A 25,914-nucleotide genomic window follows, 5' to 3' on the forward strand; every position below is an offset into this window, starting at 1 on the left:
CTGACCGCGTTGGTGCCTTCCGGTAGATCAGGTCGAACGGGAGGCACCGGTGACGGACGCAGGCACGGACGCGGAGCGGCGGGGCTGGGCCCGGCGGCTGGGCGGCTACGCATGGCGCTACCGGCGCAATGTGCTGCTCGCACTCGGCTCGTCGCTCGCCGGGATGGCCGTGCTGGCGCTCGTCCCGCTGATCACCAAGGTGATCATCGACGATGTCGTCGGCAACCACACCCGCTCCCTCGGAGTCTGGACCGGCCTCCTGATCGCCGCGGCCGTGCTGGTGTACATATCGACGTACATCCGCCGCTACTACGGCGGCCGGCTCGCCCTCGACGTGCAGCACGACCTGCGTACCGAGATGTACGGGACGCTCACCCGGCTCGACGGGAAGCGGCAGGACGAGCTGTCCACCGGGCAGGTCGTCGGGCGCGCCACCAGCGACCTCCAGCTGATCCAGGGGCTTCTGTTCATGCTCCCGATGACCATCGGGAACGTGCTGCTCTTCCTCATCTCCCTGGTCATCATGGCGTGGCTCTCTCCGCTGCTGACCCTGGTCGCGATCGCCGTCGCCCCCGCCCTCTGGTACATCGCCCGCCGCTCCCGCTCGCGGCTCTTCCCCGCCACCTGGTACGCCCAGGGCCAGGCCGCCGCAGTCGCCGGAGTCGTCGACGGGGCGGTCTCCGGGGTCCGGGTCGTCAAGGGGTTCGGGCAGGAGGAGCAGGAGACCGGCAAGCTGCGCGAGGTCGGGCGGAAGCTGTTCGCCGGGCGGCTGCGCACCATCCGGCTGAACGCCAGGTACACCCCCGCTCTCCAGGCCGTCCCCGCGCTCGGCCAGGTCGCGATGCTGGCACTCGGCGGCTGGCTCGCCACCCGCGGCGAGATCACCCTCGGTACGTTCGTGGCGTTCTCCACCTATCTCGCCCAGCTCGTCGGGCCGGTCCGGATGCTCGCCATGGTGCTCACCGTCGGGCAGCAGGCCCGCGCCGGTGTGGAGCGCGTACTCGAACTGATCGACACCGAGCCCACCATGCAGGACGGCACGGTGGAGCTCCCGGCGGACGCCCCCGCGAGCGTCGAGTTCGACGACGTGCGGTTCGGGTACGACCCCGAGCGGCCGGTCCTCGACGGGTTCTCGCTGACCATCGAGCCCGGTGAGACCGTCGCCGTCGTCGGTGCCTCCGGCAGCGGGAAGTCCACCGTCTCCCTGCTGCTGCCCCGCTTCTACGACGTGTCGCACGGCGCCGTCCTGGTCGGCGGCCACGACGTCCGCGAGCTCACCCAGGACTCGCTGCGGGCCGCCATCGGCCTCGTACCGGAAGACAGCTTCCTCTTCTCCGACACGGTCCGCGCCAACATCGCGTACGGACACCCGGACGCCACCCAGGACCAGATCGAGCAGGCCGCCCGCGCCGCCCAGGCGGACCGTTTCATCGCCGATCTGCCCCTCGGCTACGACACCAAGGTCGGCGAGCACGGCCTGACCCTCTCCGGCGGCCAGCGGCAGCGCGTCGCGCTCGCCCGCGCGATCCTCACCGACCCCCGGCTGCTTCTCCTCGACGACGCCACCTCGGCCGTCGACGCCCGCGTCGAGCACGAGATCCACGAGGCCCTGGCGCAGGTGATGGCGGGCCGCACGACCCTGCTGATCGCCCACCGCCGCTCCACCCTCGGCCTCGCCGACCGGATCGCCGTCCTGGAGGAGGGCCGGCTCGCCGACATCGGTACGCACGAGGAGCTGGAGCGCCGCTCCCCGCTCTACCGGCGTCTGCTCACCGACCCGGACGAGCTGGGCGGCACCTCCCCGGGCCACCAGCCGGTCCTGGCGGACACGGCCGTCGAGGACGACCGGGCGCTCCAGGAGGAGCTGGAAGCCGACTTCGACGCCGAGCGCGGCATCAGCCCCGGGCTGTGGGTCCGCAAGGAGGAGCCGCGGGACACCGGCGCCGCCGGCATGCCCGCCACCCCCGAGCTGCTCGCCCAGGTCGAGGCGCTGCCCCCGGCCACCGACATCCCGGACATCGACGAGGCGCGCGCCGTGCGCCCCGAGGAGTCGTACGGGCTGCGCCGGCTGCTGCACGGCTTCGGCCTTCCCCTGCTGGTGAGCCTGACGCTCGTCGCCGTCGACGCGGGCATGAGCCTGATCCTGCCGGTGCTGATCCGGCACGGCATCGACCAGGGCGTCACGCAGATGGCGCTCGGCGCGGTCTGGGCGGCCTCCGCGATCGCCCTGCTCGTCGTGCTGGCGCAGTGGGCCGCGCAGATCGGCGAGACCCGGATGACGGGCCGCACCGGCGAACGGGTGCTCTACTCACTTCGGCTGAAGATCTTCGCGCAGCTCCAGCGGCTCGGCCTCGACTACTACGAGCGCGAGCTGACCGGCCGCATCATGACCCGGATGACGACGGACATCGACGCGCTGTCCACGTTCCTGCAGACCGGTCTGGTCACGGCCTTCGTCTCGGTCGTCACGTTCTTCGGCATCATGGTCGTGCTGCTCGTCCTCGACGTGGAGCTCGCACTCGTCGTCTTCGCGACGCTTCCGATACTGGTCATCGGTACGTTCTTCTTCCGCCGCAAGAGCGTCAAGGCGTACGAACTGGCCCGTGAGCGGATCAGCGTCGTCAACGCCGATCTCCAGGAGTCCGTCTCCGGGCTCCGGATCGTGCAGGCGTTCCGCCGCGAGCGGGACGGCGCCGAACGGTTCGCCGACCGCAGCGACCACTACCGCGAGGCCCGGGTGCGCGGCCAGTGGCTGATCTCGGTCTACTTCCCGTTCGTGCAGCTGCTGTCGTCGGTGGCCGCGGCCGCCGTACTGATCGTGGGCGCGGGCCGGGTCGACAACGGCACCCTCACCACCGGTGCGCTCGTCGCGTATCTGCTCTACATCGACCTGTTCTTCGCGCCCGTGCAGCAGCTCTCCCAGGTCTTCGACGGCTACCAGCAGGCCACCGTCTCGCTCGGCCGCATCCAGGAACTCCTCCGGGAGCCGACCTCCACCGCCGACTCCGCGGAGCCGCTGGACGTGCTGTCGCTGCGCGGCGAGATCGCGTTCGAGAACGTGACCTTCGCGTACGGCGCCGGCGACGACGAGGAAGAGGCCCTCACCGGCATCGACCTGCGGATCCCGGCCGGCCAGACCGTCGCGTTCGTCGGCGAGACCGGCGCCGGGAAGTCCACCCTCGTCAAGCTCGTCGCCCGGTTCTACGACCCGACGGGCGGCCGGGTCACGGCGGACGGCACCGATCTGCGCCGCCTCGACCTCACCGCGTACCGGCACCGGCTCGGCGTCGTACCGCAGGAGGCCTACCTCTTCGCGGGTACGGTCCGCGACGCCATCGCCTACGGGCGGCCGGACGCCACCGACGCACAGGTGGAGGCCGCGGCCCGGGCGGTCGGTGCCCACGACATGATCGCCACGCTGGACGGCGGCTATCTGCACGAGGTCGCCGAGCGGGGCCGCAACCTCTCGGCCGGCCAGCGCCAGCTGATCGCACTCGCCCGCGCCGAACTGGTCGACCCGGACATCCTGCTGCTCGACGAGGCGACCGCCTCCCTGGACCTCGCCAGCGAGGCCCTGGTCAACCAGGCGACCGACCGGCTCACCGGCCGCCGGACCACCCTCGTCGTCGCCCACCGGCTGACCACGGCCGCCCGCGCCGACCGGGTCGTGGTGATGGACCACGGCCGGGTCGTCGAGGACGGCACGCACGACGAACTCCTCGCCGAGGATGGGCATTACGCCGTGCTGTGGCGGACCTTCATCGGGGAGGACGAGCCCGCGGGGGTCTGACCCGGGCAGGTCTCAGCGGATGCCTGAGATCTTGCCGGTCCGCAGGTCCGACTGAACCGTCGGACGGGTGTACGTGGGGTGCTTGCCGCCGCTCCAGGTGAGCCGCACCTTCGACCTGGTGTGTCCGGCGCCGCTGTCGCCCGCGGTGACCTTGAAGGCGAGATGGGTAGCTCGCCGGGTGCAACCTCCGGATGGCCTCTCGCGTCGTACGCATGTACGCATGTGTGGCACGTTTGAGCGAGTGTGTTCGATGGGGCGGATGGGGTGGCTGGGGTGATGGGTCTGCTGGGGATCAGAGGAACCGGAAGGGCAGCAAGGGCGAGCGGTGGCGGGGGGCGGCAGGCCCTGGCGCAGCTGCTCGTCCTGGCGCTGGTGAGCGCCGTCGGCCTGGTCCTCGGCGGTACCGGAGCGAGCAGCGCCGACGCCGTGTCGGCGTGCGGCGGACGACCCGCGAAGACGGTGAAGTTCGCGACCGGCGAGCTGCGCGTCTACAGGAGCCGCGGCTACGCCTGCGCGGTCACCGTCGCCAAGAAGCCGGGCAAGCGCCGCCCGATCTCCGTCCAGCTGCAGGCACGCGGTGCCCGGCCCGTCGGCGACAGCGGCAGATACACCACGCAGGCAGGCCCGGTGACGGTGCCCGCGCTGCACCGATGCATACGGGCCGCGGGCTCGGTCTCCGGGACATCGCGCTCCACGGGCTGGATCCTCTGCTGACGCCGCCTGCCTGACGCCGGGACAACAGGGTCTGGCGGGTCGGGTGTTGCCCCCGCTAGGTTCACGACGAATGTTGTGAATCAAGGGGAGGGTGTATGCGCAAGGCGCTCAGAGGTTTCCTGTCGCTGGCGGTGCTCATAGGTACCGTGACTGCGACGGGTGCCTCGGTCGATGCGGCTACCGCCGCTGAACCGGCCGCGTTGGAGTCCGCCCAGGCCGCTGCGGGCAGTGACAGCGGTACGAGCACGGACATCAAGGACCGCATCCTGGCCATCCCGGGAATGAGTCTGATCGAGGAGAAGCCGTACGCGGGCTACCGCTACTTCGTCCTCAACTACACCCAGCCGATCGACCACCGGCATCCGTCCAAGGGCACGTTCCAGCAGCGGATCACCCTGCTGCACAAGGACACGTCCCGCCCGACGGTCTTCTACACCAGCGGCTACAACGTCTCCACGAACCCCAGCCGCTCCGAGCCGACCCGGATCATCGACGGCAACCAGGTCTCGCTGGAGTATCGCTTCTTCACCCCGTCCCGTCCGGCACCCGCCGACTGGTCGAAGCTCGACATCTGGCAGGCCGCCAGCGACCAGCACCGCGTCTTCACCGCGCTGAAGCAGATCTACACCAAGAACTGGCTGACCACCGGTGGCTCGAAGGGCGGCATGACCGCCACGTACTTCGAGCGCTTCTACCCCAAGGACATGGACGGCGTCGTCGCGTACGTCGCGCCGAACGACGTGGTCAACAAGGAGGACTCGGCGTACGACCGGTTCTTCGAGAAGGTCGGCACCAAGGAGTGCCGCGACCGGCTGAACGGTGTGCAGCGTGAGGCGCTGATCCGCCGTGAGCCGCTGGAGAAGAAGTACAAGGAGTACGCCGCCGAGAACGGCTACACCTTCAACACCGTCGGCTCGCTCGACAAGGCGTACGAAGCCGTCGTCATGGACTACGTCTGGGCGTTCTGGCAGTACAGCCTGCTCGCCGACTGCGATGCCATCCCGGCCGACGCCAAGACCGCCCCCGACCAGGCGATCTGGGACTCGATCGACGGCATCTCCGGCTTCTCCTTCTACACGGACCAGGGCCTGAACACGTACACGCCGTACTACTACCAGGCGGGCACGCAGCTCGGCTCCCCGGACATCGAGCAGCCGTGGCTCGGCAACCTCAGCCGGTACGGGTACCAGCCGCCGCGCAACTTCGTGCCGCGTGACATCTCGATGAAGTTCCAGCCGTCGGTGATGCGTGACGTCGACAGCTGGATCAAGCACCACGCCCACCACATGCTGTACGTGTACGGGGAGAACGACCCGTGGGGCGCGGAGCGGTTCCGCCTCGGTGCGGGCGCCCGCGACAGCTACGTCTACACGGTGGCGGGCGGCAACCACGGCTCCAATGTGGCCGGTCTCGCCGCCGACGAGAAGGCGAACGCCACTGCGGCCATTCTGCGCTGGGCGGGCGTCGCCCCGGCCGCCGTGCAGTCGGACCCGGCGAAGGCGAAGCCGCTCGCTCCGTTTGACGCGCGCCTCGACAAGAAGGACCTGACGAGCGAGCGCAGGCAGGGCCCCGCGCTGCGGCCGTAACAGGCCGGCACGGCGTGATGAGTGCCGGGCTCGAACCCCCCACGGTTCGGGCCCGGCACTTGCGCACTCCCTTCCGTCAGTACGTCAGCCCGTAGCCGACCGGGTACAGCACCTGCGTCGGGTCACCCGCCCGCTGGACCGGGACCGGGAGCCTGCCCTGCGGTTCGGCGCGGCCCGCGATCACCCTGGCGGCCGCCCGTAGTTCGACATCCGTCCAGGAGTAGGCGGCCAGGCTCGCCGCGTGGGCGGGCAGTTGGGCGATGTCGTACGGGTTGCGGATCGCGAGCGTGATCACCGGAACGCCGGTCGCCACGAGAGCGCCGACCAGGGTGCGCTGCGAACTGGTCGCCGACACGTTGTACGTCCCCACGATCACCGCGTCCTTGCCCTGCGCTGCCGCCACCGCCTCGGCGATCTTCGCCTGGGAGGGTGCGGTGCCGGTGGACAGGGCGGTCGCCGCGTAACCCAGTTCGCCGAAGGCGGTGGCGAGGGTGGTGGTCGGCGGCCCGGTGGTGCCGGACGGGGAGGCCGGATCGGCGCCGACCACCAGAAGGTTCTTGTGGGAGCGGCGCGACAGCGGCAGCACCGCACCGTTGTTGGTGAGCAGGGTGGTGGTGTGCTCGGCGATGCGGTCGGCGGCGGCGAGGTGCGCCCGGGTGCCGACGGCACGGTCCACGCCGCGGTGGGTGACGAACGGGTCGTCGAACAGCCCCAGCTTCGTCTTCAGCCGCAGGATGCGCAGGATCGATTCCTCGATCCGGGCCTCACTGACCTCGCCGCTCTTCACGGCCGCGAGGAGCGCGTTCCAGGAGACATCGAGGTTCGGCGGGTTCAGCAGCTGGTCCACGCCCGCCTGCAGGGCCAGGACGGGCACGCGTTCGTCGCCGTACTTCGTCCGCACGCCCTCCATGCCGAGCGAGTCCGTGACCACGACACCGTCGTAACCGAGCTCCTCGCGCAGGATGCCGGTGAGGATCGGCCGGGACAGCGTGGCCGGGTCCTCGGCCGGGTCGAGAGCGGGGACGACGATGTGCGCGGTCATGATCGCGTCGATGCCGGCGGCGATCGCGGCCCGGAACGGCGGGGAGTCCAGCTCGGCCCACTGCTCGCGGGTGTGGTGGATGTACGGCAGGCCGGTGTGGCTGTCGGTGTTCGTGTCACCGTGGCCGGGGAAGTGTTTGGCCGTCGAGGCGATCCCGGCGACCTGATACCCCTTCACCTGGGCGGCGACCATCGCGGCCACGGCGGGCGGATGGGCGCCGAAGGAGCGTACGCCGATGACCGGGTTGGCCGGGTTGACGTTGACATCGGCGTCCGGGGCGTAGTTCTGGTTGATGCCGATCGCGGCCAGCTCGGTGCCTGCGATCTTCCCGGCCCGGCGGGCGTCGGAGGACGAACCGCCCGCACCCAGCGCCATCGCGCCCGGCATCAGCGTGGCGGGCTCGCCGACGCGGCAGACGATGCCGTGCTCCTGGTCGGTGGAGATGAGAAGCGGCAGGGGAGTGGGACCGGCGAGACCGGCGCGCTGGATGCCGTTGGAGAGGTCGGCGATCTGGTGCGGGTCACGGGTGTTGTGCGCCCAGGCGAAGTAGATGATGCCGCCGACGTGGTACTTGGCGATCAACTCGGCGGCGGTACGGACCCCGATCTCGGCCAGGTTGGCGTTGATGTCGGCCTGGTCGGGTTCGGTGGCGGAGTGCCCGTACACCCGCATCACGAAGAGCTGGCCGACCTTCTCCTCCAGGCTCATCCGGGAGATGAGCTGCTTGAGGCGCTCGGTGGTGGAGGCGGAGGAGGAAGCGGAGGCGGCGGCGGCTCCGGGGGCGGAGACCGCGCCGGTCGCGGCCGCTGCGACAGTCGCGGCGGTGGCGGTGAGGAGGGTGCGTCTGGAGGTGCGGTGGTGCACGTGAGCTCCTTCGGCCGTTCTCGGTGACGAGGGGGTGGTGAAAGAAACTTCCAATGGTCACGGATATCCAGAAAGTAACTACCGGTCAAGAGGACAGCCCGAACTGGGCCCATCCGGCGAACGACGACAGGCGCGGCGCATCACGTCCCGCGCGCTGCTTTCCGCCACGCCCCTTTCCCCCGTACCCCCGCACAGGCCCGGCCCCTACACCAGCCCCACCCTCGTGCCACGTCCCTGAAGGGCCGTCACCGCCGCCGTGATCGCCGGCCGCCGAGCCGCCTCCGTGCGCCACACCGCGTACAGCCTCCGAACCGGCACGGGATCGAGTCGCACCGCCACCACCCCGGCCGGCAGCGGTCCGCGCCCCAGCCGCGGGATCATCGCGACGCCGAGACCGGCGGCGAGCAGCGCCAACTGGGTGTGGTTCTCCTCCGCCTGGTGCCGGATGTCCGGCTCGTAACCCGCCGCCCGCAGCGTCCGTACGAGCCAGTCGTGGCAGACCGTCCCCGGCGGCTGGCAGATCCACCGCTCCTTCGCCAGTTCCTCGCGCCGCACCGCGTCCCGCCCGGCGAGCCGGTGGCCCTCGGGCACCAGCAGATCGCACCGGTCGTCGCCGATCACCGCCTGCGCCACGCCCTCCGGGGCAGGCAGCGGGGCGATGTCCCAGTCGTGCGCGACCGCCAGGTCGATCACGCCCTTGGCCACCAGATCGACGGACAGATGCGGATCGACCTCGGTCAGCCGGACGTCCAGAGCAGGGTGGTCCCGCTCCAGCTCGGTCAGCACACCGGGCAGCAGCCCGCGCGCCGCGGAGGCGAAGGCGCCGATCGACAGCCGCCCGGTGGGCAGCCCCCGACGCTCCTCCAGCGTCGTCTCGGCACGCTCCACGATCGCCAGCAACTGCTGGGCGGTGGCGGCGAGATGGAGCGCCTCCTCGGTGAGCGCGACACCGCGACCGCGCCGTTCCAGCAGTGTTGTGCGGGTCTCCCGCTCCAGCTTGGTGATCTGCTGGGAGACCGCCGACGGGGTGTAGCCGAGAGCTGCCGCGGCGCCCGCGACGGAGCCGTGGACGGAGATGGCGTGCAGGGCGCGCAGTCGGGACAGATCGAGCACCGGAACCTCCCGGACCTTGCCGATTCATTAGCGATGCTCAATTCCACCATGAAGAAATCCGCGCTGGTGCTACATGGTCCGGGCAGGTGATCCTCGGTCCATGCGTCCCCTTCACATAGCCCTGGCCGCCCTGGTGGCTGCCGTCTGGGGTGTCAATTTCGTCGTCATCGAGGTCGGTCTCGGCCACTTCCCGCCGCTGCTCTTCTCCGCCCTGCGCTTCCTGGTCGCCGCCCTGCCCGCGGTGTTCTTCGTCGGACGCCCCAAGGTCGCCTGGAAGTGGATCGTGGGCGTCGGACTCGTCCTCGGAGTGGCGAAGTTCGGGCTGCTCTTCATCGGCATGGACCGGGGGATGCCCGCCGGGCTCTCCTCCCTGGTGCTCCAGGTCCAGGCGGTCTTCACGGCCCTGTTCGCGGCGCTGGCGCTCGGCGAACGACCGGGCAGGGTCAGGGTGCTGGGGATGGCGGTGGCCCTCGCGGGCATCGGGGCGGCGGCGGTCGACGAGGGCGCGAGCGGCCCCGTGCTCGCCTTCGTCCTGGTGATCGCGGCGGCGGCCTGCTGGGGCGTGTCCAACGTCCTGACCCGCAAGGCCGCCCCGCCGGACTCCCTCAACTTCATGGTGTGGGTCTCGACCGTGCCCGTACTGCCGCTGCTCGGCCTCTCCCTCCTCTTCGAAGGCTGGGACCGTGACGCCGACGCGCTGGCCGCGCTGGACTGGAGCGGCGTCGGCATCATCGTGTACGTCGCCTGGATCACGACGGTCTTCGGCTTCGGGGCGTGGGGCTTCCTGCTGCGTCACTACCCGGCATCGTCCGTGGCGCCGTTCACCCTGCTCGTGCCGGTCTTCGGGATGTCATCGGCGGCGCTGCTGCTCGACGAGTCGGTGAGCCCGCTGCGGTGGTGCGCGGCGGCGCTGCTGGTGGGCGGGGTGGCGCTGACATCTCTGGCGGGGACGCGCCGGCCGCGTCCCGCGGCGACGGAGAGTGCGGAACCGCAGCCGGCGGGTGCCTGAACCCGGGCACCTACTCCTTCGGCGCGCCCAGCCGCAGCAGGTGGTCGCGTCCCGCGCTCAGCAGCCCGGGCAGGTCGGCCGCACCCGGGTGCCAGCGCTTCTCGTACTCCCAGCAGACCCAGCTGTCCGGGTCCAGGGTGTCCAGGCACGCCCGGAGCGGCAGCACCCCGGCGCCGAGGGGCAGCGGAGTGACATCGTCCGCCGACGCGATGTCCTTCACCTGTACGTATCCCAGGTGCGGGGCGAGAACCGCATGGCTCGCGGCCGGCTCCTCGCCGGCCAGCCAGGTGTGCATGATGTCCCACAGCGCACCGACCTGCCGGTGCCCGACCGTCCCCACGACACGGGCCACGGCGGCCCCGGCCCGGTGCGAGTCATGGGTCTCCAGGAGGATCCGTACGCCCAGATCGGCGGCGTACGGAGCGGCGGCGCCCAGCCGACGGGCGGCGTTCGCATCGGCCGTGTCCGGGTCCAGCCCGTCACCCCCGGGGAAGACCCGGACATTCGACGCGCCGAGATCCCGTGCCAGCTCCACCAGGCCGGCGAGCTCGTCCAGCACCGGCTGGTCGTCCCCCTCGGCGGCGACCCGGACGTACCCGGCGACGGTCAGGATCTCGACGCCGCCCCGCTTGAACTCATCGGCCACGTCGGCGCGTTCGGCCGGCGAGAGCCCCGGGTGCACCGGCTCCTCCGGGTGGGCGCGCAGCTCCACCCCCTGATAGCCGTGCTCGACGGCGAGCCGGATGACGTCGGAGACCGGCATCCCCGGCACTCCGAGGGTCGAGAAAGCGAGCTTCACGTGCGTTTTCCTTCCGTCGGTACGTGCCCCTGCGCCGTACGGACCGGACAGCGGCCCGCACATCATCGGCCCACGGCACGCAGTACGCGTACCCGCGACCCGGCGGCGGAACCCGGCCGGGTCACTTCCGCGGCGGCGCCGTCGACCCCCGGACCATCAGCTCCGCCGCGATCGTCGCGATGCCCCCCGGCGGCGGTGTCTCCTTGCCCATCGCCAGCCGGCCCGCCCGTGCCCCCGCCTCGAACAGCGGCAGCCGTACGGTCGTCAGCGCCGGGACCGCGTCCACCGAGAACGGCAGGTCGTCGAAGCCGGCCACGGAGATGTCCTCGGGGATGCGGAAGCCGCGGTCCCGGATCGCCGCGCTCGCGCCCAGGGCCACCGTGTCGTTGGCGGCGACGATGGCCGTCACCTCCGGATCGCGGCGCAGGAGTTCGAGCGTCGCGTCGTAACCGGACCGGCGGTCGTACGGGCCGTGCACGGTGAGGCGCTCCTCGTCGCCACCCAGCCCGGCATCCTGCATCGCCTCGCGGTGACCTTCCAGCCGGTGACGGGTCGTCGTCCGCTCCGGGGGGCCCGCGACATAGCCGATCCGCCGGTGGCCGAGAGAGAGCAGATGCTCGGTGAGGCGCCGGCCACCGCCCTGGTTGTCGAAGGCGAGTGCCGCCACGATCGCCTCGCCCTCCGGCAGCGGGGGCCGCCCGCACAGCACCACCCGGGTTCCCGCGTCCGCGAGTTTCGCCAGCTTCGCGTTCATCGCGGCCTGGTGCGCCGGGTCCTCCACGGCGCCGCCGGTGAGGATGACGGCTGCGGCGCGCTGGCGCTGGAGCAGGGTGAGGTAGGTGAGTTCGCGTTCGGGGGAGCCGCCGGTGTTGCAGATGACGGCGAGCTTCTCGCCCCCGGCCCGCCCGGAGCCGTCGCCAGGCCCGCCGATCTCGGTCTGCGCCGCCCCGGCCATGATTCCGAAGAACGGGTCGGCGATGTCGTTGACCAGGATGCCGACCAGGTCGGACGTGGCGGCGGCGAGCGAGCTGGCCGGTCCGTTCAGTACGTAGTCGAGGTCGTCCACCGCGCGCAGCACCCGCTCCCGGGTGGACGCCGCGACCGGGTAGTTGCCGTTGAGCACGCGGGAAACGGTGGCGGGCGACACCCGGGCGCGAGCCGCCACATCCGCCAGGGTGACTGTCATCGCTTCCTCCGAGGGTTTTGGACCGGGCCCTCTTGTCCGGGCCGCTGTCGGCAGGCTAGCGTCATACCGCATAGAAAGCGCTTGCTACGGCTGTATGGAGGAACTTCGTGACACGCAGGACAGTGCGCATCGCCATGAACGGCGTCACGGGGCGCATGGGGTACCGGCAGCACCTGGTGCGCTCGATCCTCGCGATCCGCGAGCAGGGCGGCCTCGACCTCGGCGACGGCGAGGTGCTGTGGCCCGAACCCGTCCTCGTCGGCCGCCGCGCCCACGCGCTGGAGGAACTCGCCGACCGGCACGGTCTGACCGAGTGGTCGACCGACGTCGACGCGGTCCTCGCGGACGAGTCGATCGAGATCTACTTCGACGCCCAGGTCACCTCGGCCCGCGTCGACGCGATCAAGAAGGCGATCGCCGCGGGCAAGCACATCTACACCGAGAAGCCCACCGCGACGGACGTCGAGGGCGCCCTGGAGCTGGCCCGCCTCGCCCGCGACGCCGGGATAAAGCACGGTGTCGTCCAGGACAAGATCTTCCTGCCGGGTCTGCTGAAGCTGAAGCGCCTCATCGACGGCGGCTTCTTCGGCGAGATCCTCTCCGTGCGCGGCGAGTTCGGCTACTGGGTCTTCGAGGGCGACTGGCAGGAGGCCCAGCGCCCGTCCTGGAACTACCGGGCCGAGGACGGCGGCGGCATCGTCGTCGACATGTTCCCGCACTGGGAGTACGTACTCCACGAGCTGTTCGGGCAGGTCAAGACCGTCCAGGCGCACGTCCAGACGCACATCCCGCAGCGCTGGGACGAGCAGGGGAAGCCGTACGCCGCCACCGCCGACGACGCCGCCTACGGCATCTTCCAGCTGGCGAGCGGCGCCGTCGCCCAGATCAACTCCTCCTGGGCCGTGCGCGTCAACCGCGACGAGCTCGTCGAGTTCCAGGTCGACGGAACCCACGGCTCCGCCGTCGCCGGGCTCCGCAACTGCCGCGTCCAGCACCGTTCGGCCACCCCCAAGCCGGTCTGGAACCCCGATCTCCCGGTCACCGAGTCGTTCCGCGACCAGTGGCAGGAAGTCCCCGACAACGCCGTCTTCGACAACGGCTTCAAGGCCCAGTGGGAGCTCTTCCTGCGCCACATCGTGCTCGACGAGCCGTACACCTGGGACCTCATGGCCGGCGCCCGAGGCGTGCAGCTCGCCGAGCTCGGGCTCAAGTCCTCCGCCGAGGGCCGGCGCCTCGACGTACCGGAGCTGACGCTGTGACGATCCACCTCCCGCAGGGCCCGTACGAACCCCGCACCACCCCGCTCGACCTCGCCCCGGGCGGGTCACCGCTCGCCTCCCGTACGGTCTTCTCCGCCGCGCACGTCGTCGCCGACCCGTACGCCGACGTCAGCCCCGACGGCCCCGCTGCCGTCGACTGGGACGCCACCCTCGCCTTCCGGCGCCACCTCTGGTCGCACGGTCTTGGGGTTGCCGAAGCCATGGACACCGCCCAGCGCGGCATGGGCCTGGACTGGGCGGGCGCCGCCGAGCTGATCCGCCGCTCCGCCGCCGAGGCGAAGGCGGTCGGCGGCCGGATCGCCTGCGGCGTCGGCACCGACCAGCTCCCCGCGGGCCCGGCCACGCTCGCCGAGGTGAAGGCCGCGTACGAGGAACAGCTCGCCCTGGTCGAGGAGAGTGGCGCCCAGGCCATCCTGATGGCGTCCCGCGCCCTCGCCGCCGCGGCGAACGGCCCCGAGGACTACCTGGAAACGTACGCACACCTGCTGCGCCAGGCCTCGGAGCCGGTCGTCCTGCACTGGCTCGGCCCGATGTTCGACCCGGCTCTGGAGGGCTACTGGGGTTCGACGGACCTCGACGCCGCCACCGACACGTTCCTGAAGGTCATCGCGGAACACCCGGACAAGGTCGACGGCATCAAGATCTCGCTCCTCGACGCCGAGCGCGAGATCGACGTACGCCGCCGCCTTCCCAGCGGGGTGCGCTGCTACACCGGCGACGACTTCAACTACCCCGAGCTGATCGCGGGCGACGACCGCGGCTTCAGCCACGCGCTGCTCGGCATCTTCGACCCGCTCGGTCCGCTGGCCGCCCACGCGGTGCGCGTCCTGGACACCGGGGACGTCCAGGGCTTCCGTGAACTCCTCGACCCGACGGTCGAGTTGTCCCGGCACCTGTTCCGGACGCCCACCCGCTTCTACAAGACGGGCGTGGTCTTCCTCGCCTGGCTGGCCGGCCACCAGGACCACTTCACGATGGTGGGCGGCCTCCAGTCCGCCCGCTCACTGCCGCATCTGGCGAAGGCCTACGAACTCGCCGACCGGCTGGGCCTGTTCCCCGACCCGGAGCTGGCCGAATCCCGGATGCGCGCCCTGCTCACGGTCAACGGAGGTGTCCGGTGACGGACCTGTCGCGTCTGAGCATCAACCAGGAGACCGTCAAGCAGTGGTCGCTGCCCGAGCTCACCGAGGGCTGCGTCAAGGCGGGCATCGACAAGGTCGGGCTGTGGCGGGCCCCTGTCCAGGAGTACGGAGTCGAGCGCACCGCCCAACTCCTCGCCGACGCCGGGATCTCCGTCACCAGCCTCTGCAGGGGCGGCTTCTTCACCGCACTCGACCCGGCCGAACGGGCCCGCGCCCTGGACGACAACCGCGCCGCGATCGACGAGGCTGCGGCCCTGTCCACCGACACCCTGGTCCTGGTCTCCGGCGGCCTCCCGGCGGGCAGCCGCGACCTCCACGGCGCCCGCGAACGCATCGCGGAAGCGCTCGCCGAGCTGGGTCCGTACGCACAGGAGCAAGGCGTCCGCCTGGCGATCGAACCGCTGCACCCGATGTTCGCCTCGGACCGTTGCGTCGTCTCCACCCTGTCCCAGGCCCTGGACATCGCCGAGCGCTTCCCGGCGGAGCAGGTCGGCGTGGTCGTCGACACGTACCACATCTGGTGGGACGACCAGGCAGCCGCACAGATCGCCCGGGCCGGTGCGGGCGACCGTATCCACTCGTTCCAGCTGGCGGACTGGATCACCCCGCTCCCGGCGGGCGTACTGGTCGGACGGGGTCAACTCGGCGACGGAAGCGTCGACTTCCGCGCATTCCGCGAGATGGTCGAGGCCACCGGCTTCACCGGTCCGATCGAGGTGGAGATCTTCAACGAGGGCCTGTGGGCGCGGGACGGCGCCGAAGTTCTCGCGGAGGTCGCGGCCCGGTACGTCGAGCACGCCTGCTGAGAGCGGGTGCGAGGCGGTCGGGCAAAGAGATCGCAAAGGCGTGCAACCCTTTGGTGGCCTGCCCTGTCGTATCTTGCGTCGGGCGCTTCCGGGGAGGGATCCGGGGGGATCGGGAAGCCCTGATGAGGGTGGGGGAAAGCGAGAGGGGCCCGGTCTTCGACCGGGCCCCATTTCGCTTTACCGGGCCTGTTCCGTTCGTCTCCTGCAACCGGCCGGCCCGGACCGGGCCGGTTCGGCAGCCGTCGGGACCGGCTTCGGCGCCGGCTGATCAGTAGGCCGAGTTGACGTTGTCTATCGAGCCGTAGCGGTGGGCCGCGTAGTTGCAGGCGGCGGTGATGTTGGCGACCGGGTCGTAGATGTTCCACGAGGTGCCGGGGACGTGGTACGTCTTGAATGTGGGGTCGATGACCTGGAGCAGGCCCTTGGACGGGATGCCCTTGGCGGCGTTGGAGTCCCAGTTGTTGATGGCGTTCGGGTTGCCGCTCGACTCGCGCATCAGGTTGCGGTAGATGCCGTTGTAGGAGCCCGGGATGCCCTTGGCGTGCATGATCTCCAGCGACTGGTTGATCCAGGTGCTGACGTTGCCGGTGGACTGGGCGGGGGTGGCGGCCGAGGCGGCCGGAGCACCGGCGACGGTGCAGGCCGCGATCGCGGTACCGGCGGTGACCATGCCCAGCGTGATCTTCTTGATCTGGGTCATGTGAGCGAACTTCTTGGACATCGCGGAGATCTGCATCGGAATTACCTCTCCCGTGGGGATGCCAAGAATTGTTAAGCGAGTTCAAACTTCCGGTCAATGACCCTCCTTACTATCGGAATACGTACAGGGATCGGGCAACAGTGGACAAAATTGCCGTAAACAGGCCATAGAGCGGGCTCTTTGTCCTACTAAGTCGCATCATGGTGACGCGCGTCATATCACTCACGTCACACGACAGAAGTGTTAAATCGCCCTAAAACGGACATGGATATATCGCCCCTGAACCACACAAAGAAACCCCGCTATTCGCCCCGCGTAATGAATGGAAACGGGGCGTAATGAAAGTCGGTCGGCCTATTCGGAGTGACCGGGGGGCGTGCGGGGGAGGCAGGGGCGCGCGACTGGCGGCGCGGGGAGGGCCCCGAAGTCGGTGACTGCGCGTGTGGAGTGTCGGTGGCGCCCGATACCGTCGGCTCATGTCCAACATGGCCGTCCTCGAAGGGGTCCTGGAGCGGATCACCTATGCCAACGAGGAGAACGGGTACACGGTCGCCCGCGTCGACACAGGTCGGGGCGGTGGTGATCTCCTCACGGTGGTCGGCTCGCTGCTCGGCGCGCAGGTCGGGGAGTCGCTGCGGATGGAGGGGCGCTGGGGGTCGCACTCCCAGTACGGCAAGCAGTTCACGGTGGAGAACTACACGACCGTGCTGCCCGCCACGATCCAGGGCATCCGCCGCTATCTCGGCTCCGGACTGATCAAGGGCATCGGCCCGGTGATGGCCGACCGGATCACCACCCACTTCGGTGTCGACACGCTCGACATCATCGAGCAGCAGCCGAAGCGGCTCGTCGAGGTCCCCGGGCTCGGGCCGAAGCGGACGAAGATGATCGCCGCCGCCTGGGAGGAACAGAAGGCGATCAAGGAGGTGATGGTCTTCCTCCAGGGGGTCGGCGTCTCCACCTCCATCGCCGTCCGCATCTACAAGAAGTACGAGGACGCGTCGATCTCCGTCGTCAAGAACCAGCCCTACCGGCTGGCCGCAGACGTCTGGGGCATCGGCTTCCTCACCGCCGACAAGATCGCGCAGGCGGTCGGTATCCCGCACGACAGCCCGGAGCGGGTCAAGGCCGGCCTGCAGTACGCGCTGTCGCAATCCACCGACCAGGGCCACTGTTTCCTCCCGGAGGAGCGGCTTATCGCCGACGCGGTCAAGCTGCTCCAGGTCGATACGGGGCTGGTCATCGAGTGCCTCGCCGAACTGGCCGAGGATCCGGAGGGGGTTGTACGGGAGAAGGTGCCGTCGCCCGAGGGCGGCGAGCCGATCACCGCCATCTACCTCGTACCGTTTCACCGTGCCGAGGTCGCCCTCGCTGCCCAGGTGCAGCGGCTGCTGCGGACGCCCGAGGACCGGATGCCCGCCTTCCAGGACGTGGACTGGGGCAAGGCGCTGACATGGCTGGCGGGCCGTACAGGGGCGACGCTCGCCCCCGAGCAGGAGGCCGCCGTCCGGCTCGCGCTCAGCCGGAAGGTGGCCGTGCTGACCGGCGGACCCGGCTGCGGGAAGTCGTTCACCGTTCGCTCCATCGTCGAGCTGGCCCGCGCCAAACGCGCCAAGGTCGTTCTGGCCGCGCCCACCGGGCGGGCGGCGAAACGGCTGTCCGAGCTGACCGGGGCCGAGGCGTCCACCGTGCACCGGCTGCTGGAGCTCAAGCCGGGCGGGGACGCGGCGTACGACCGGGACCGTCCGCTGGACGCCGATCTGGTCGTCGTCGACGAGGCGTCGATGCTCGATCTGCTGCTGGCCAACAAGCTTCTGAAGGCCGTGGCACCCGGTGCCCATCTGCTGCTCGTCGGGGACGTCGACCAGCTGCCGTCGGTCGGCGCGGGGGAGGTGCTGCGCGATCTGCTCGCTGAGGGCGGCCCCGTTCCGGCGGTCCGGCTGACGACGATCTTCCGCCAGGCCCAGAAGTCCGGCGTCGTCACCAACGCGCACCGGATCAACTCCGGAGTGCCGCCCCTCACTCAGGGCCTCGACGACTTCTTCCTCTTCGTCGAGGACGAGACGGAGGACGCGGGTGTGCTCGCGGTGGACGTCGCGGCCCGCCGCATCCCGGCCAGATTCGGCCTCGACCCCAGGCGTGACGTGCAGGTCCTCGCCCCCATGCACCGCGGCCCGGCCGGTGCCGGCCACCTCAACGGCCTGCTGCAACAGGTCATCACCCCGGGCCGCCCCGACCTGCCCGAGAAGCGGTTCGGCGGCCGGGTCTTCCGTGTCGGCGACAAGGTGACCCAAATCAGAAACAACTACGACAAGGGGGAGAACGGCGTCTTCAACGGCACGGTCGGCGTCGTCACTTCGCTCGACCTGGACGAGCAGAAACTGACGGTCCTCACGGACGAGGACGAGGAGATCCCGTACGACTTCGACGAGCTGGACGAGCTGGCCCACGCGTACGCCATGACGATCCATCGTTCCCAGGGCAGCGAATACCCGGCCGTCGTCGTCCCCGTCACCAAGAGCGCCTGGATGATGCTCCAGCGAAACCTGCTGTACACGGCTGTGACGAGGGCCAAGAAGCTCGTCGTGCTGGTCGGCTCACGGCAGGCGATCGGACAGGCGGTCCGGACAGTTTCCGCAGGCAGACGCTGTACGGCGCTGGATTACCGGTTGCGCGGAGGGTCCGGCGGAGGATCCCCGGAAAAAATGATCGATCAAATCGGTGGGAAACATCACGGAGCCCTTCCGGAACCGGAGTCAAGGGGGCAGGATGAGTAAGTTCGCGGCACTGAGTGCCGTGAGTAGGTCCAATGGACGACCCCGAGTGCACTCTCCTGAGCCAAATGGGGGAGGGTGGAGACAGTCAGGGAACCTCGAAGAAGAGGCACTACGTCGGTGAGGGATGACGTGAGCGACAACTCTGTAGTACTGCGGTACGGCGATGACGAGTACACCTACCCGGTGATCGACAGCACCGTCGGCGACAAGGGCTTCGACATCGGGAAGCTCCGTGCAAATACCGGCCTGGTGACGCTGGACAGCGGATACGGCAACACCGCCGCATACAAATCCGCCATCACCTATCTCGACGGTGAGCAGGGCATCCTGCGGTACCGCGGCTATCCCATCGAGCAGCTCGCCGAGCACTCGTCGTTCCTCGAGGTCGCGTACACGCTCATCAACGGTGAGCTTCCCAAGGTCGACGAGCTGTCGACCTTCAAGAACGAGATCACCCAGCACACGCTGCTGCACGAGGACGTCAAGCGGTTCTTCGACGGCTTCCCGCGCGACGCCCACCCGATGGCCATGCTGTCCTCGGTCGTCAGCGCGCTGTCCACCTTCTACCAGGACAGCCACAACCCGTTCGACGAGGAGCAGCGTCACCTCTCGACGATCCGTCTGCTGGCCAAGCTGCCGACGATCGCCGCGTACGCGTACAAGAAGTCGATCGGGCACCCCTTCGTCTACCCGCGCAACGACCTCGGGTACGTCGAGAACTTCCTGCGCATGACCTTCTCGGTCCCCGCCCAGGAGTACGAGCTGGACCCGGTCGTCGTCTCCGCGCTCGACAAGCTGCTCATCCTGCACGCGGACCACGAGCAGAACTGTTCGACCTCCACCGTGCGCCTGGTCGGCTCCTCGCAGGCGAACATGTTCGCCTCGATCTCCGCCGGCATCTCGGCACTGTGGGGCCCGCTGCACGGTGGCGCCAACCAGTCGGTGCTGGAGATGCTCGAGGGCATCCAGGCCAACGGCGGCGATGTCGACTCCTTCATCCGCAAGGTGAAGAACAAGGAGGACGGCGTCCGGCTGATGGGCTTCGGCCACCGCGTGTACAAGTCCTTCGACCCGCGCGCCAAGATCATCAAGGCCGCGGCCCATGACGTGCTGTCCGCGCTCGGCAAGTCCGACGAGCTGCTCGACATCGCGCTCAAGCTGGAGGAGCACGCGCTCTCCGACGAGTACTTCGTCTCGCGCAACCTCTACCCCAACGTGGACTTCTACACCGGTCTGATCTACCGGGCCATGGGCTTCCCGACCGAGATGTTCACCGTGCTCTTCGCGCTCGGCCGGCTCCCCGGCTGGATCGCCCAGTGGCACGAGATGATCAAGGAGCCGGGTTCCCGCATCGGCCGCCCGCGCCAGATCTACACCGGTGAGGTCCTGCGCGACTTCGTCCCGGTCGAGGGTCGCTGAGCTTCGTAGTACCCCCCAGCACCACCCCGGCCTCGGCGCCGGCTGCCTTCGCCCCGCGTACCGCGCTTCGCACAGAGCGCGGTGTCCGGGGCGATTTGCTTGCCCCGGACCGGAACCGCGAGCCCTGTCCAGGTACCGGTGTGGTCCGGCGAGCATCCGTACAGAGTGCGAGAAGCGCCCCGCCATCGATCCCCCCACGGGTCGACAGCGAGGCGCTTCCCATATCCCGGAGCGGATTCCCCCCACGGGATCCGGCCGGGCGTCTGTGGGAGCCGAAGCTCCTGGGTGTTCCTCGTACCACTGCGCTGTACCGCTGTTCCTCATGGCGGTCCGCCGGGGTACGTACGCACGGGAGGGCCGCTCAAAGCTCCCCGGTGCACGTGCCCCGGCCAACGCTTGCCTGAAGCATCCCCCAAGACGCTTCGCCGGACGTCCCCCAAGACATCCTTGGCATCGCACTCTAAGACTCTCGAACCTGCTGAATGGTTACCCCAAAACCAATGTGATCTAAATCTCTTTGTGGAAATCATGTGAAGGAGCGCAGTCGCAGGCTGTTCGTCACGACGAAGACCGATGAGAACGCCATCGCCGCTCCCGCAATCATAGGGTTGAGCAGGCCAAATGCCGCAAGGGGTAGGGCGAGTACGTTGTAGCCGAAGGCCCAGAAGAGGTTGCCCTTGATGGTGGCCAGCGTCCGCCGGGAGAGCCGGATGGCATCGGCAGCCACCTTCAGATCTCCACGAACGAGGGTGAGGTCGCTCGCCTCGATCGCGGCGTCCGTACCGGTACCCATCGCCAGCCCGAGATCCGCCGTGGCGAGGGCGGCAGCGTCGTTGACGCCGTCGCCGACCATCGCGACCGAACGGCCCTCGGCCTGCAGCCGCTCGATGACGTTCACCTTCTCCTCGGGCAGCACCTCGGCGTAGACCTCGTCGATGGAGACGGTACGGGCCACGGTGTCCGCCACGGCCCGGTTGTCACCGGTCAGCAGCACCGGCCGCAGGCCGAGAGCACGCAGGTCGGCCACTGCTGCCGCGCTGGAGTCCTTGATCGCGTCGGCGACCCCGAGGACGCCGCGCGCCTCGCCGTCCCAGGCGACGGCGATGGCCGTACGACCCCGGGCCGCCGTGTCCGCGAGGGCGGCGGACAGCGCCTCGGGGACGCCGATTCCGGCGTCGGTGAGCAGCTTCGGGCGCCCGACGAGGACCTGATGTCCGTCGACGGTGCCGCGCACCCCGAGCCCCGGGATATTGGCGAAGTCCTGGACGGCGGGCAGGGCGGTCCCGGTCCGCTCGCGGGCGCCGGTGGCGACCGCTTGGGCGATGGGGTGTTCGGAGGCGTGTTCCAGGGCGCCGGCCAGCCGCAGCACCTGCGCCTCGTCCGCCGCGGTGTCCGCTGCCACGTGGACGTCCAGCAGTGTCATCCGGCCGGTTGTGACGGTGCCGGTCTTGTCGAGGACGATCGTGTCGATGCGGCGTGTGGTCTCCAGGACCTCGGGCCCCTTGATCAGGATGCCGAGTTGCGCGCCGCGCCCCGTGCCGACCATGAGGGCGGTGGGTGTGGCGAGGCCGAGTGCGCACGGGCAGGCGATGATCAGTACGGCGACGGCGGCGGTGAACGCGGCTGTGACGTCGTCGGTGAGAAGCAGCCAGACGACCAGGGTGACCAGCGCGATCAGCAGGACGACCGGGACGAAGACCGCCGAGATCCGGTCGGCGAGGCGCTGGGCCGCCGCCTTGCCGTTCTGCGCGTCCTCCACGAGCCTGGCCATCCGTGCCAGCTGGGTGTCGGCGCCGACCCGGGTGGCGCGCACGACGAGACGGCCGCCCGCGTTGAGCGTGGCACCGGTGACGGCGTCCCCGACGTTCACATCGACCGGCACGGACTCGCCGGTGAGCATGGACGCGTCGACGGCGGAGGCGCCCTCGACGACGGTGCCGTCGGTCGCGATCTTCTCGCCGGGACGGACGACGAAACGGTCGCCGACGGTCAGCCGGCCGACAGGGATACGCACCTCCGTGCCGCCCCGGAGGACGGAGACGTCCTTGGCGCCGAGATGCATCAGCGCGCGGAGGGCGGAACCGGCCTTCCGCTTGGACTTCGCCTCCAGATAGCGGCCCAGCAGGATGAAGGTGATGACCCCGGCGGCGACCTCCAGGTAGATCGTGGAGGAGCCCTCGGCGCGCGAGACGGTGAAGTCGAAGCCGTGCCGCATGCCGGTCATGCCGGCGTCGCCGAAGAACAGCGCCCAGAGCGACCAGCCGAAGGCGGCAAGGGTGCCGATCGAGACCAGGGTGTCCATGGTGGCCGCGCCGTGCCGGAGATTGGTCCAGCTGGCGCGGTGGAAGGGCAGGCCGCCCCAGACGACCACGGGGGCGGCGAGGGTGAGGGAGAGCCACTGCCAGTTGTCGAACTGGAAGGCGGGGACCATGGCCAGGAGGACGACGGGGGCGGCGAGGACGGCCGAGACGACGAGGCGCTGACGCAGGGCGGCGAGGGTGTCGGCGGCGCCGGTGTCCGCGGCGTCCGCAGTGTCTGTGGGGCGTGCGGAGGGTGTGGCGTCCACCGTGTCCTCGGTGCCTGCGGCTTCGCTGACAGTCTTTTCGGTGGGGTTCGTGTCGTGGGCCGGAGCCGTCCGCTCGGTCGCGGGTGGCGGTACGGCCGAGACGGGCGAGGTGGGCGGCGTCGGTGTGGGCCGCTGCAGCGGTTGCGCCGTGTAGCCGGTCTTCTCGACGGTGGCGATCACGTCATCGAGGCGGGTTCCGGCACCGAACTCGACGCGGGCCTTCTCGGTCGCGTAGTTGACGGTGGCGGTGACGCCGTCCATCCGGTTGAGCTTCTTCTCGATGCGGGCCGCGCACGAGGCGCAGGTCATCCCGCCGATCGCGAGCTCGGCCTCCGAACTCGCGGCTGTCGGGGCCTCGGCCTCTGTTGCGCTGTACATGTCCGTACTCCTGAAATGCCGACCGGGCCGTTCCTGCCAGTATCTGCTGGTCGGTCCGGCCCGGCGGTAAAGGGTGGTGCGGGTGGTGCGAATGATGCGGGGTTGCGCGGGTCTGCGCAGGAGTGTTCAGGTGGGCCGGGACGGTATTCAGGCCGGGCCGACGAGCTCGTAACCCGCCTCGTCGACCGCAGCGCGCACGGTGTCCTCGGTCAGCGGCGACTCGGAGACCACGGTCACCCGGCCGGTGGCGGCCACGGCCTTCACCGAGGTGACGCCCTCGATGCCGGAGATCTCCTCGGAGACGGCGCCTTCGCAGTGCCCGCAGGTCATGCCGGTCACCTGGTAGACGGTGGTGACCCCGCCCGTCGTGGCCGCGGTGTCCGCGCCGTCGTGGCAGGAGCCGTTCGGCGAGCAGCAGGAGCCGGTGGCCTGGGTGAGCTGGATCTCGGCGGTCATGGTGTTCTCCTCTTCGACGCGTACGTCTCGGTGTGACGCCAGGGGCTCCCGGGAATGCTGGTGCGCCCCAACACTCATACTTTATACCCCTAGGGGGTATGAATGCGAGGACGGGTGCGCTTTCGGACGAGTGTTGTCGGCCATCCGGCGGAATCCGGCCGGCGGCATCGCCGACCGGATTCGACGCGACGGGCGCGCCACAAGATCACCACCGGGGCGTAGATTCGGCGGCCTGACGGCCGGCCCGGTGGGCGGTCCGATGGATGGCCGGGCGATGGCCGGGTGGGCGGAACGAGAGGCGGGGCCGATGCGGGCTGTGGTGTTCGAGGAGTTCGGGAAGATCGCCGGGGTACGGGACGTGCCGGATCCCGCCCCCTCCGACCAGGGCGTCGTGGTCCGCGTCGAGGCGACCGGGCTGTGCCGCAGCGACTGGCACGGCTGGATGGGTCACGACCCGGACATCACCCTGCCGCATGTGCCCGGTCATGAACTCGCCGGTGTGGTCGAGGCGGTCGGGAGCGCAGTCGTCAACTGGCGGCCGGGCGACCGCGTCACCGTTCCCTTCGTCTGTGCCTGCGGCCGCTGCGCCGCCTGTGCGGCCGGCGCCCAGCAGGTCTGCGAGCGGCAGACCCAGCCCGGTTTCACCCACTGGGGTTCGTTCGCCCAGTACGTGGCGCTGGAACAGGCCGACGTCAATCTGGTGGCCGTGCCCGAAGAGCTGTCGTTCGCGACGGCGGCGGGTCTCGGCTGCCGGTTCGCCACGGCGTTCCGGGCCGTCGTCGGTCAGGGGAGGGTGGGGCCGGGTGAGTGGGTCGCGGTGCATGGCTGCGGCGGGGTCGGGCTGTCGGCCGTCATGATCGCGGTGGCCTGTGGGGCACGGGTGGTCGCCGTCGACGTCTCGGCTCGCGCGCTCGAACTGGCGCGGACGTTCGGAGCGGTGGAGTGCGTGGACGCGTCCGCCCATCCGGGCGGCGCGGGCGAAGCGGTGCGCGAACTGACGGGTGGCGGTGCCCATCTGTCGCTCGACGCGCTGGGCTCCCCGGTCACCTGCGCCGCCTCGGTCCTGAGCCTGCGGTGGCAGGGCCGCCATGTGCAGGTGGGTCTGCTGCCCACGGCGGCCGGTGACCCCGTCGTCCCCATGTCTCGGGTGACGGGCCTGGAGCTGGAGATCCTCGGCAGCCATGGAATGGCCGCGCACGACTACCCGCCGATGATGGACATGGTGCGGGCCGGCATCCTGCGCCCGGACCTGCTGGTGACCTCCACCATCGCGTTGGACTCGGCCCCGTCGGCGCTCGCCGCGATGGGAACGGCCCCCGGAGCAGGAGTGACAATCATCGAACCGGCGAAGTAGCCGCGCTCGCCCGAGCCCGGCGAAGACCGAGGCCCCGTACGGCGTCGGCGGATTCCGGAGGCCGATCGCCGGACGGGGCCGGAACGGAAACGGGGCGGCAAGGGACGAGGTGTCAGTCCCTGCGGCCCCGGTTGCCCGGGCGCGACGCGACCCAGGCGCGGACGGTGTCCGCGTACCAGTAGGGCTTACCGCCCTCCACATGGTCCGGCGCGGGAAGCAGCCCGTGTTTGCGGTACGAGCGGACGGTGTCCGGCTGCACCCGGATGTGCGCTGCAATGTCCTTGTAGGACCAGAGCCTTCTGTCCGTCATAAGTGACACCTCCCTGCACCGCAGCGGCAGCCGGGGGGCCGTCGGGGGAGCCGCGGTGCGCACGCCGACGATCACTCGGCCTGTGTTCGGTGAACGACGCGAGTGAGCGGCGGAGAGGGGCTGTCGAGCGCCTGTGACGGAAGACCCGCGTAACGGAGACATGTGTGACGAGGGGGTGATCTCTGTGACAGAAGGCATGCATTGGGGCCGAATTCGGCTAAGCGTTCCAGAGTGCCGACCAGGTCCGCGATCCGACCAGGCCGCTCGGAACGAGCGGCGGGTGGTCCGCCTGGAAGCGTTGGACAGCCGCGAGGGTCGGCGGTCCGAAGGTGCCGTTGACCTCACTCCACGGCAGATAGCGGCGGTTGGCCAGCAGGCACTGCACCTCCGAGACCCGGTCGCCCTGATCGCCGTAGAGGGTCGGCTCGTTGCCGAAGTAGAACGCGCAGACCGCGCCGGCGCCGGGCGGTGCGAGCGGCGGTGCCGGTTCGTGGTCGGTGGCCGAGGCGGCCGGGGCTGCGACGAGGGCGGCGGCCAGGGCGAGTGCGGCCAGGGCCGAGGCCCCGACAGTCCTGGGGGTGCGGAACGCTTTTCGGATCACGGTGGGTTGCTCCTTGTCCGGT

Annotated in this window: 19 protein-coding genes; 10 read left to right on the top strand and 9 right to left on the bottom strand. The window is 70.0% G+C overall.

Going from position 1 to position 25,914, the window contains the following annotated elements:
- The first annotated feature begins 49 nt into the window (after positions 1-49).
- The 3 genes from OHA88_RS29305 to OHA88_RS29315 all read left to right on the top strand — a co-directional run bounded on the left by OHA88_RS29305 (position 50) and on the right by OHA88_RS29315 (position 6,090).
- Entirely contained in the window at positions 50-3,790 is a 3,741-nt protein-coding gene (locus OHA88_RS29305) for an ABC transporter ATP-binding protein (protein WP_328627706.1), read from the top strand.
- 276 nt (positions 3,791-4,066) lie between these two features.
- Positions 4,067-4,504 (top strand): hypothetical protein, encoded by a 438-nt coding sequence (locus OHA88_RS29310; protein WP_328627707.1) that lies wholly within the window; start codon positions 4,067-4,069, stop codon positions 4,502-4,504.
- 95 nt (positions 4,505-4,599) lie between these two features.
- Positions 4,600-6,090 (top strand): S28 family serine protease, encoded by a 1,491-nt coding sequence (locus OHA88_RS29315; protein ID WP_328627708.1) that lies wholly within the window; start codon positions 4,600-4,602, stop codon positions 6,088-6,090.
- A gap of 76 nt (positions 6,091-6,166) precedes the next feature.
- Here the strand turns inward: OHA88_RS29315 and OHA88_RS29320 are convergent, their stop codons facing one another.
- Both OHA88_RS29320 and OHA88_RS29325 read right to left on the bottom strand, forming a co-directional pair.
- A complete protein-coding gene (locus OHA88_RS29320; protein ID WP_328627709.1) occupies positions 6,167-7,996 on the bottom strand; it encodes a glycoside hydrolase family 3 protein in 1,830 nt (609 codons plus the stop codon).
- A 204-nt stretch (positions 7,997-8,200) separates the two neighbouring features.
- The gene (locus tag OHA88_RS29325; RefSeq protein ID WP_328627710.1) at positions 8,201-9,109 is read right to left on the bottom strand and encodes a LysR family transcriptional regulator; all 909 of its coding nucleotides are present in this window, start codon (positions 9,107-9,109) and stop codon (positions 8,201-8,203) included.
- A 100-nt stretch (positions 9,110-9,209) separates the two neighbouring features.
- Here OHA88_RS29325 and OHA88_RS29330 point away from each other — a divergent pair, with 100 nt between their 5' ends.
- Positions 9,210-10,118 (top strand): EamA family transporter, encoded by a 909-nt coding sequence (locus OHA88_RS29330; protein WP_328627711.1) that lies wholly within the window; start codon positions 9,210-9,212, stop codon positions 10,116-10,118.
- A 10-nt stretch (positions 10,119-10,128) separates the two neighbouring features.
- Here OHA88_RS29330 and OHA88_RS29335 read toward each other — a convergent pair whose 3' ends face one another.
- Entirely contained in the window at positions 10,129-10,917 is a 789-nt protein-coding gene (locus tag OHA88_RS29335; RefSeq protein WP_328627712.1) for a sugar phosphate isomerase/epimerase family protein, read from the bottom strand.
- Positions 10,918-11,038: 121 nt separating this feature from the next.
- A complete protein-coding gene (locus OHA88_RS29340) occupies positions 11,039-12,103 on the bottom strand; it encodes a LacI family DNA-binding transcriptional regulator (protein ID WP_328627713.1) in 1,065 nt (354 codons plus the stop codon).
- Positions 12,104-12,210: 107 nt separating this feature from the next.
- Here OHA88_RS29340 and OHA88_RS29345 point away from each other — a divergent pair, with 107 nt between their 5' ends.
- The 3 genes from OHA88_RS29345 to OHA88_RS29355 are packed head-to-tail and all read left to right on the top strand — an operon-like array spanning position 12,211 to position 15,331.
- Positions 12,211-13,362, top strand: a complete 1,152-nt coding sequence (locus OHA88_RS29345) for a Gfo/Idh/MocA family protein (protein WP_328627714.1) — start codon at positions 12,211-12,213, stop codon at positions 13,360-13,362.
- Positions 13,359-14,504 (top strand): dihydrodipicolinate synthase family protein, encoded by a 1,146-nt coding sequence (locus OHA88_RS29350; protein WP_328627715.1) that lies wholly within the window; start codon positions 13,359-13,361, stop codon positions 14,502-14,504. The genes OHA88_RS29345 and OHA88_RS29350 overlap by 4 nt, the downstream gene beginning before the upstream one ends.
- A complete protein-coding gene (locus tag OHA88_RS29355; protein WP_328627716.1) occupies positions 14,501-15,331 on the top strand; it encodes a sugar phosphate isomerase/epimerase family protein in 831 nt (276 codons plus the stop codon). Before OHA88_RS29350 ends, OHA88_RS29355 begins: the two co-directional genes overlap by 4 nt.
- 268 nt (positions 15,332-15,599) lie before the next feature.
- On the opposite strand, the gene OHA88_RS29360 is transcribed toward OHA88_RS29355, so the two are convergent.
- On the bottom strand, positions 15,600-16,067 hold the full coding sequence (locus OHA88_RS29360) for a transglycosylase SLT domain-containing protein (RefSeq protein WP_326603831.1): 468 nt from the start codon (positions 16,065-16,067) through the stop codon (positions 15,600-15,602).
- 440 nt (positions 16,068-16,507) lie between these two features.
- On the opposite strand from OHA88_RS29360, the gene recD2 reads away from it, so the two are divergent.
- Entirely contained in the window at positions 16,508-18,808 is a 2,301-nt protein-coding gene (recD2, locus tag OHA88_RS29365; RefSeq protein ID WP_328627717.1) for an SF1B family DNA helicase RecD2, read from the top strand.
- Between the two features lie 129 nt (positions 18,809-18,937).
- Positions 18,938-20,227 (top strand): citrate synthase, encoded by a 1,290-nt coding sequence (locus tag OHA88_RS29370; RefSeq protein WP_030935925.1) that lies wholly within the window; start codon positions 18,938-18,940, stop codon positions 20,225-20,227.
- A 526-nt stretch (positions 20,228-20,753) separates the two neighbouring features.
- Here OHA88_RS29370 and OHA88_RS29375 read toward each other — a convergent pair.
- Positions 20,754-23,171, bottom strand: a complete 2,418-nt coding sequence (locus tag OHA88_RS29375) for a heavy metal translocating P-type ATPase (RefSeq protein ID WP_328627718.1) — start codon at positions 23,169-23,171, stop codon at positions 20,754-20,756.
- 147 nt (positions 23,172-23,318) lie between these two features.
- Positions 23,319-23,627: a heavy-metal-associated domain-containing protein gene (locus OHA88_RS29380; protein ID WP_328627719.1), complete on the bottom strand. Its 309-nt coding sequence runs from the start codon at positions 23,625-23,627 to the stop codon at positions 23,319-23,321.
- 307 nt (positions 23,628-23,934) lie between these two features.
- On the opposite strand from OHA88_RS29380, the gene OHA88_RS29385 reads away from it, so the two are divergent.
- Entirely contained in the window at positions 23,935-24,981 is a 1,047-nt protein-coding gene (locus OHA88_RS29385; RefSeq protein ID WP_328627720.1) for a zinc-dependent alcohol dehydrogenase family protein, read from the top strand.
- Between the two features lie 112 nt (positions 24,982-25,093).
- Here the strand turns inward: OHA88_RS29385 and OHA88_RS29390 are convergent, their stop codons facing one another.
- On the bottom strand, positions 25,094-25,291 hold the full coding sequence (locus OHA88_RS29390) for a helix-turn-helix transcriptional regulator (RefSeq protein WP_030935124.1): 198 nt from the start codon (positions 25,289-25,291) through the stop codon (positions 25,094-25,096).
- Between the two features lie 217 nt (positions 25,292-25,508).
- Positions 25,509-25,892, bottom strand: coding sequence for a peptidoglycan-binding domain-containing protein (locus tag OHA88_RS29395; protein ID WP_328627721.1), 384 nt, complete (start codon positions 25,890-25,892; stop codon positions 25,509-25,511).
- Positions 25,893-25,914 lie beyond the last annotated feature (22 nt).

Origin of the sequence: Streptomyces sp. NBC_00353 (genome assembly GCF_036108815.1) — a bacterium.
Lineage (GTDB): Bacteria > Actinomycetota > Actinomycetes > Streptomycetales > Streptomycetaceae > Streptomyces.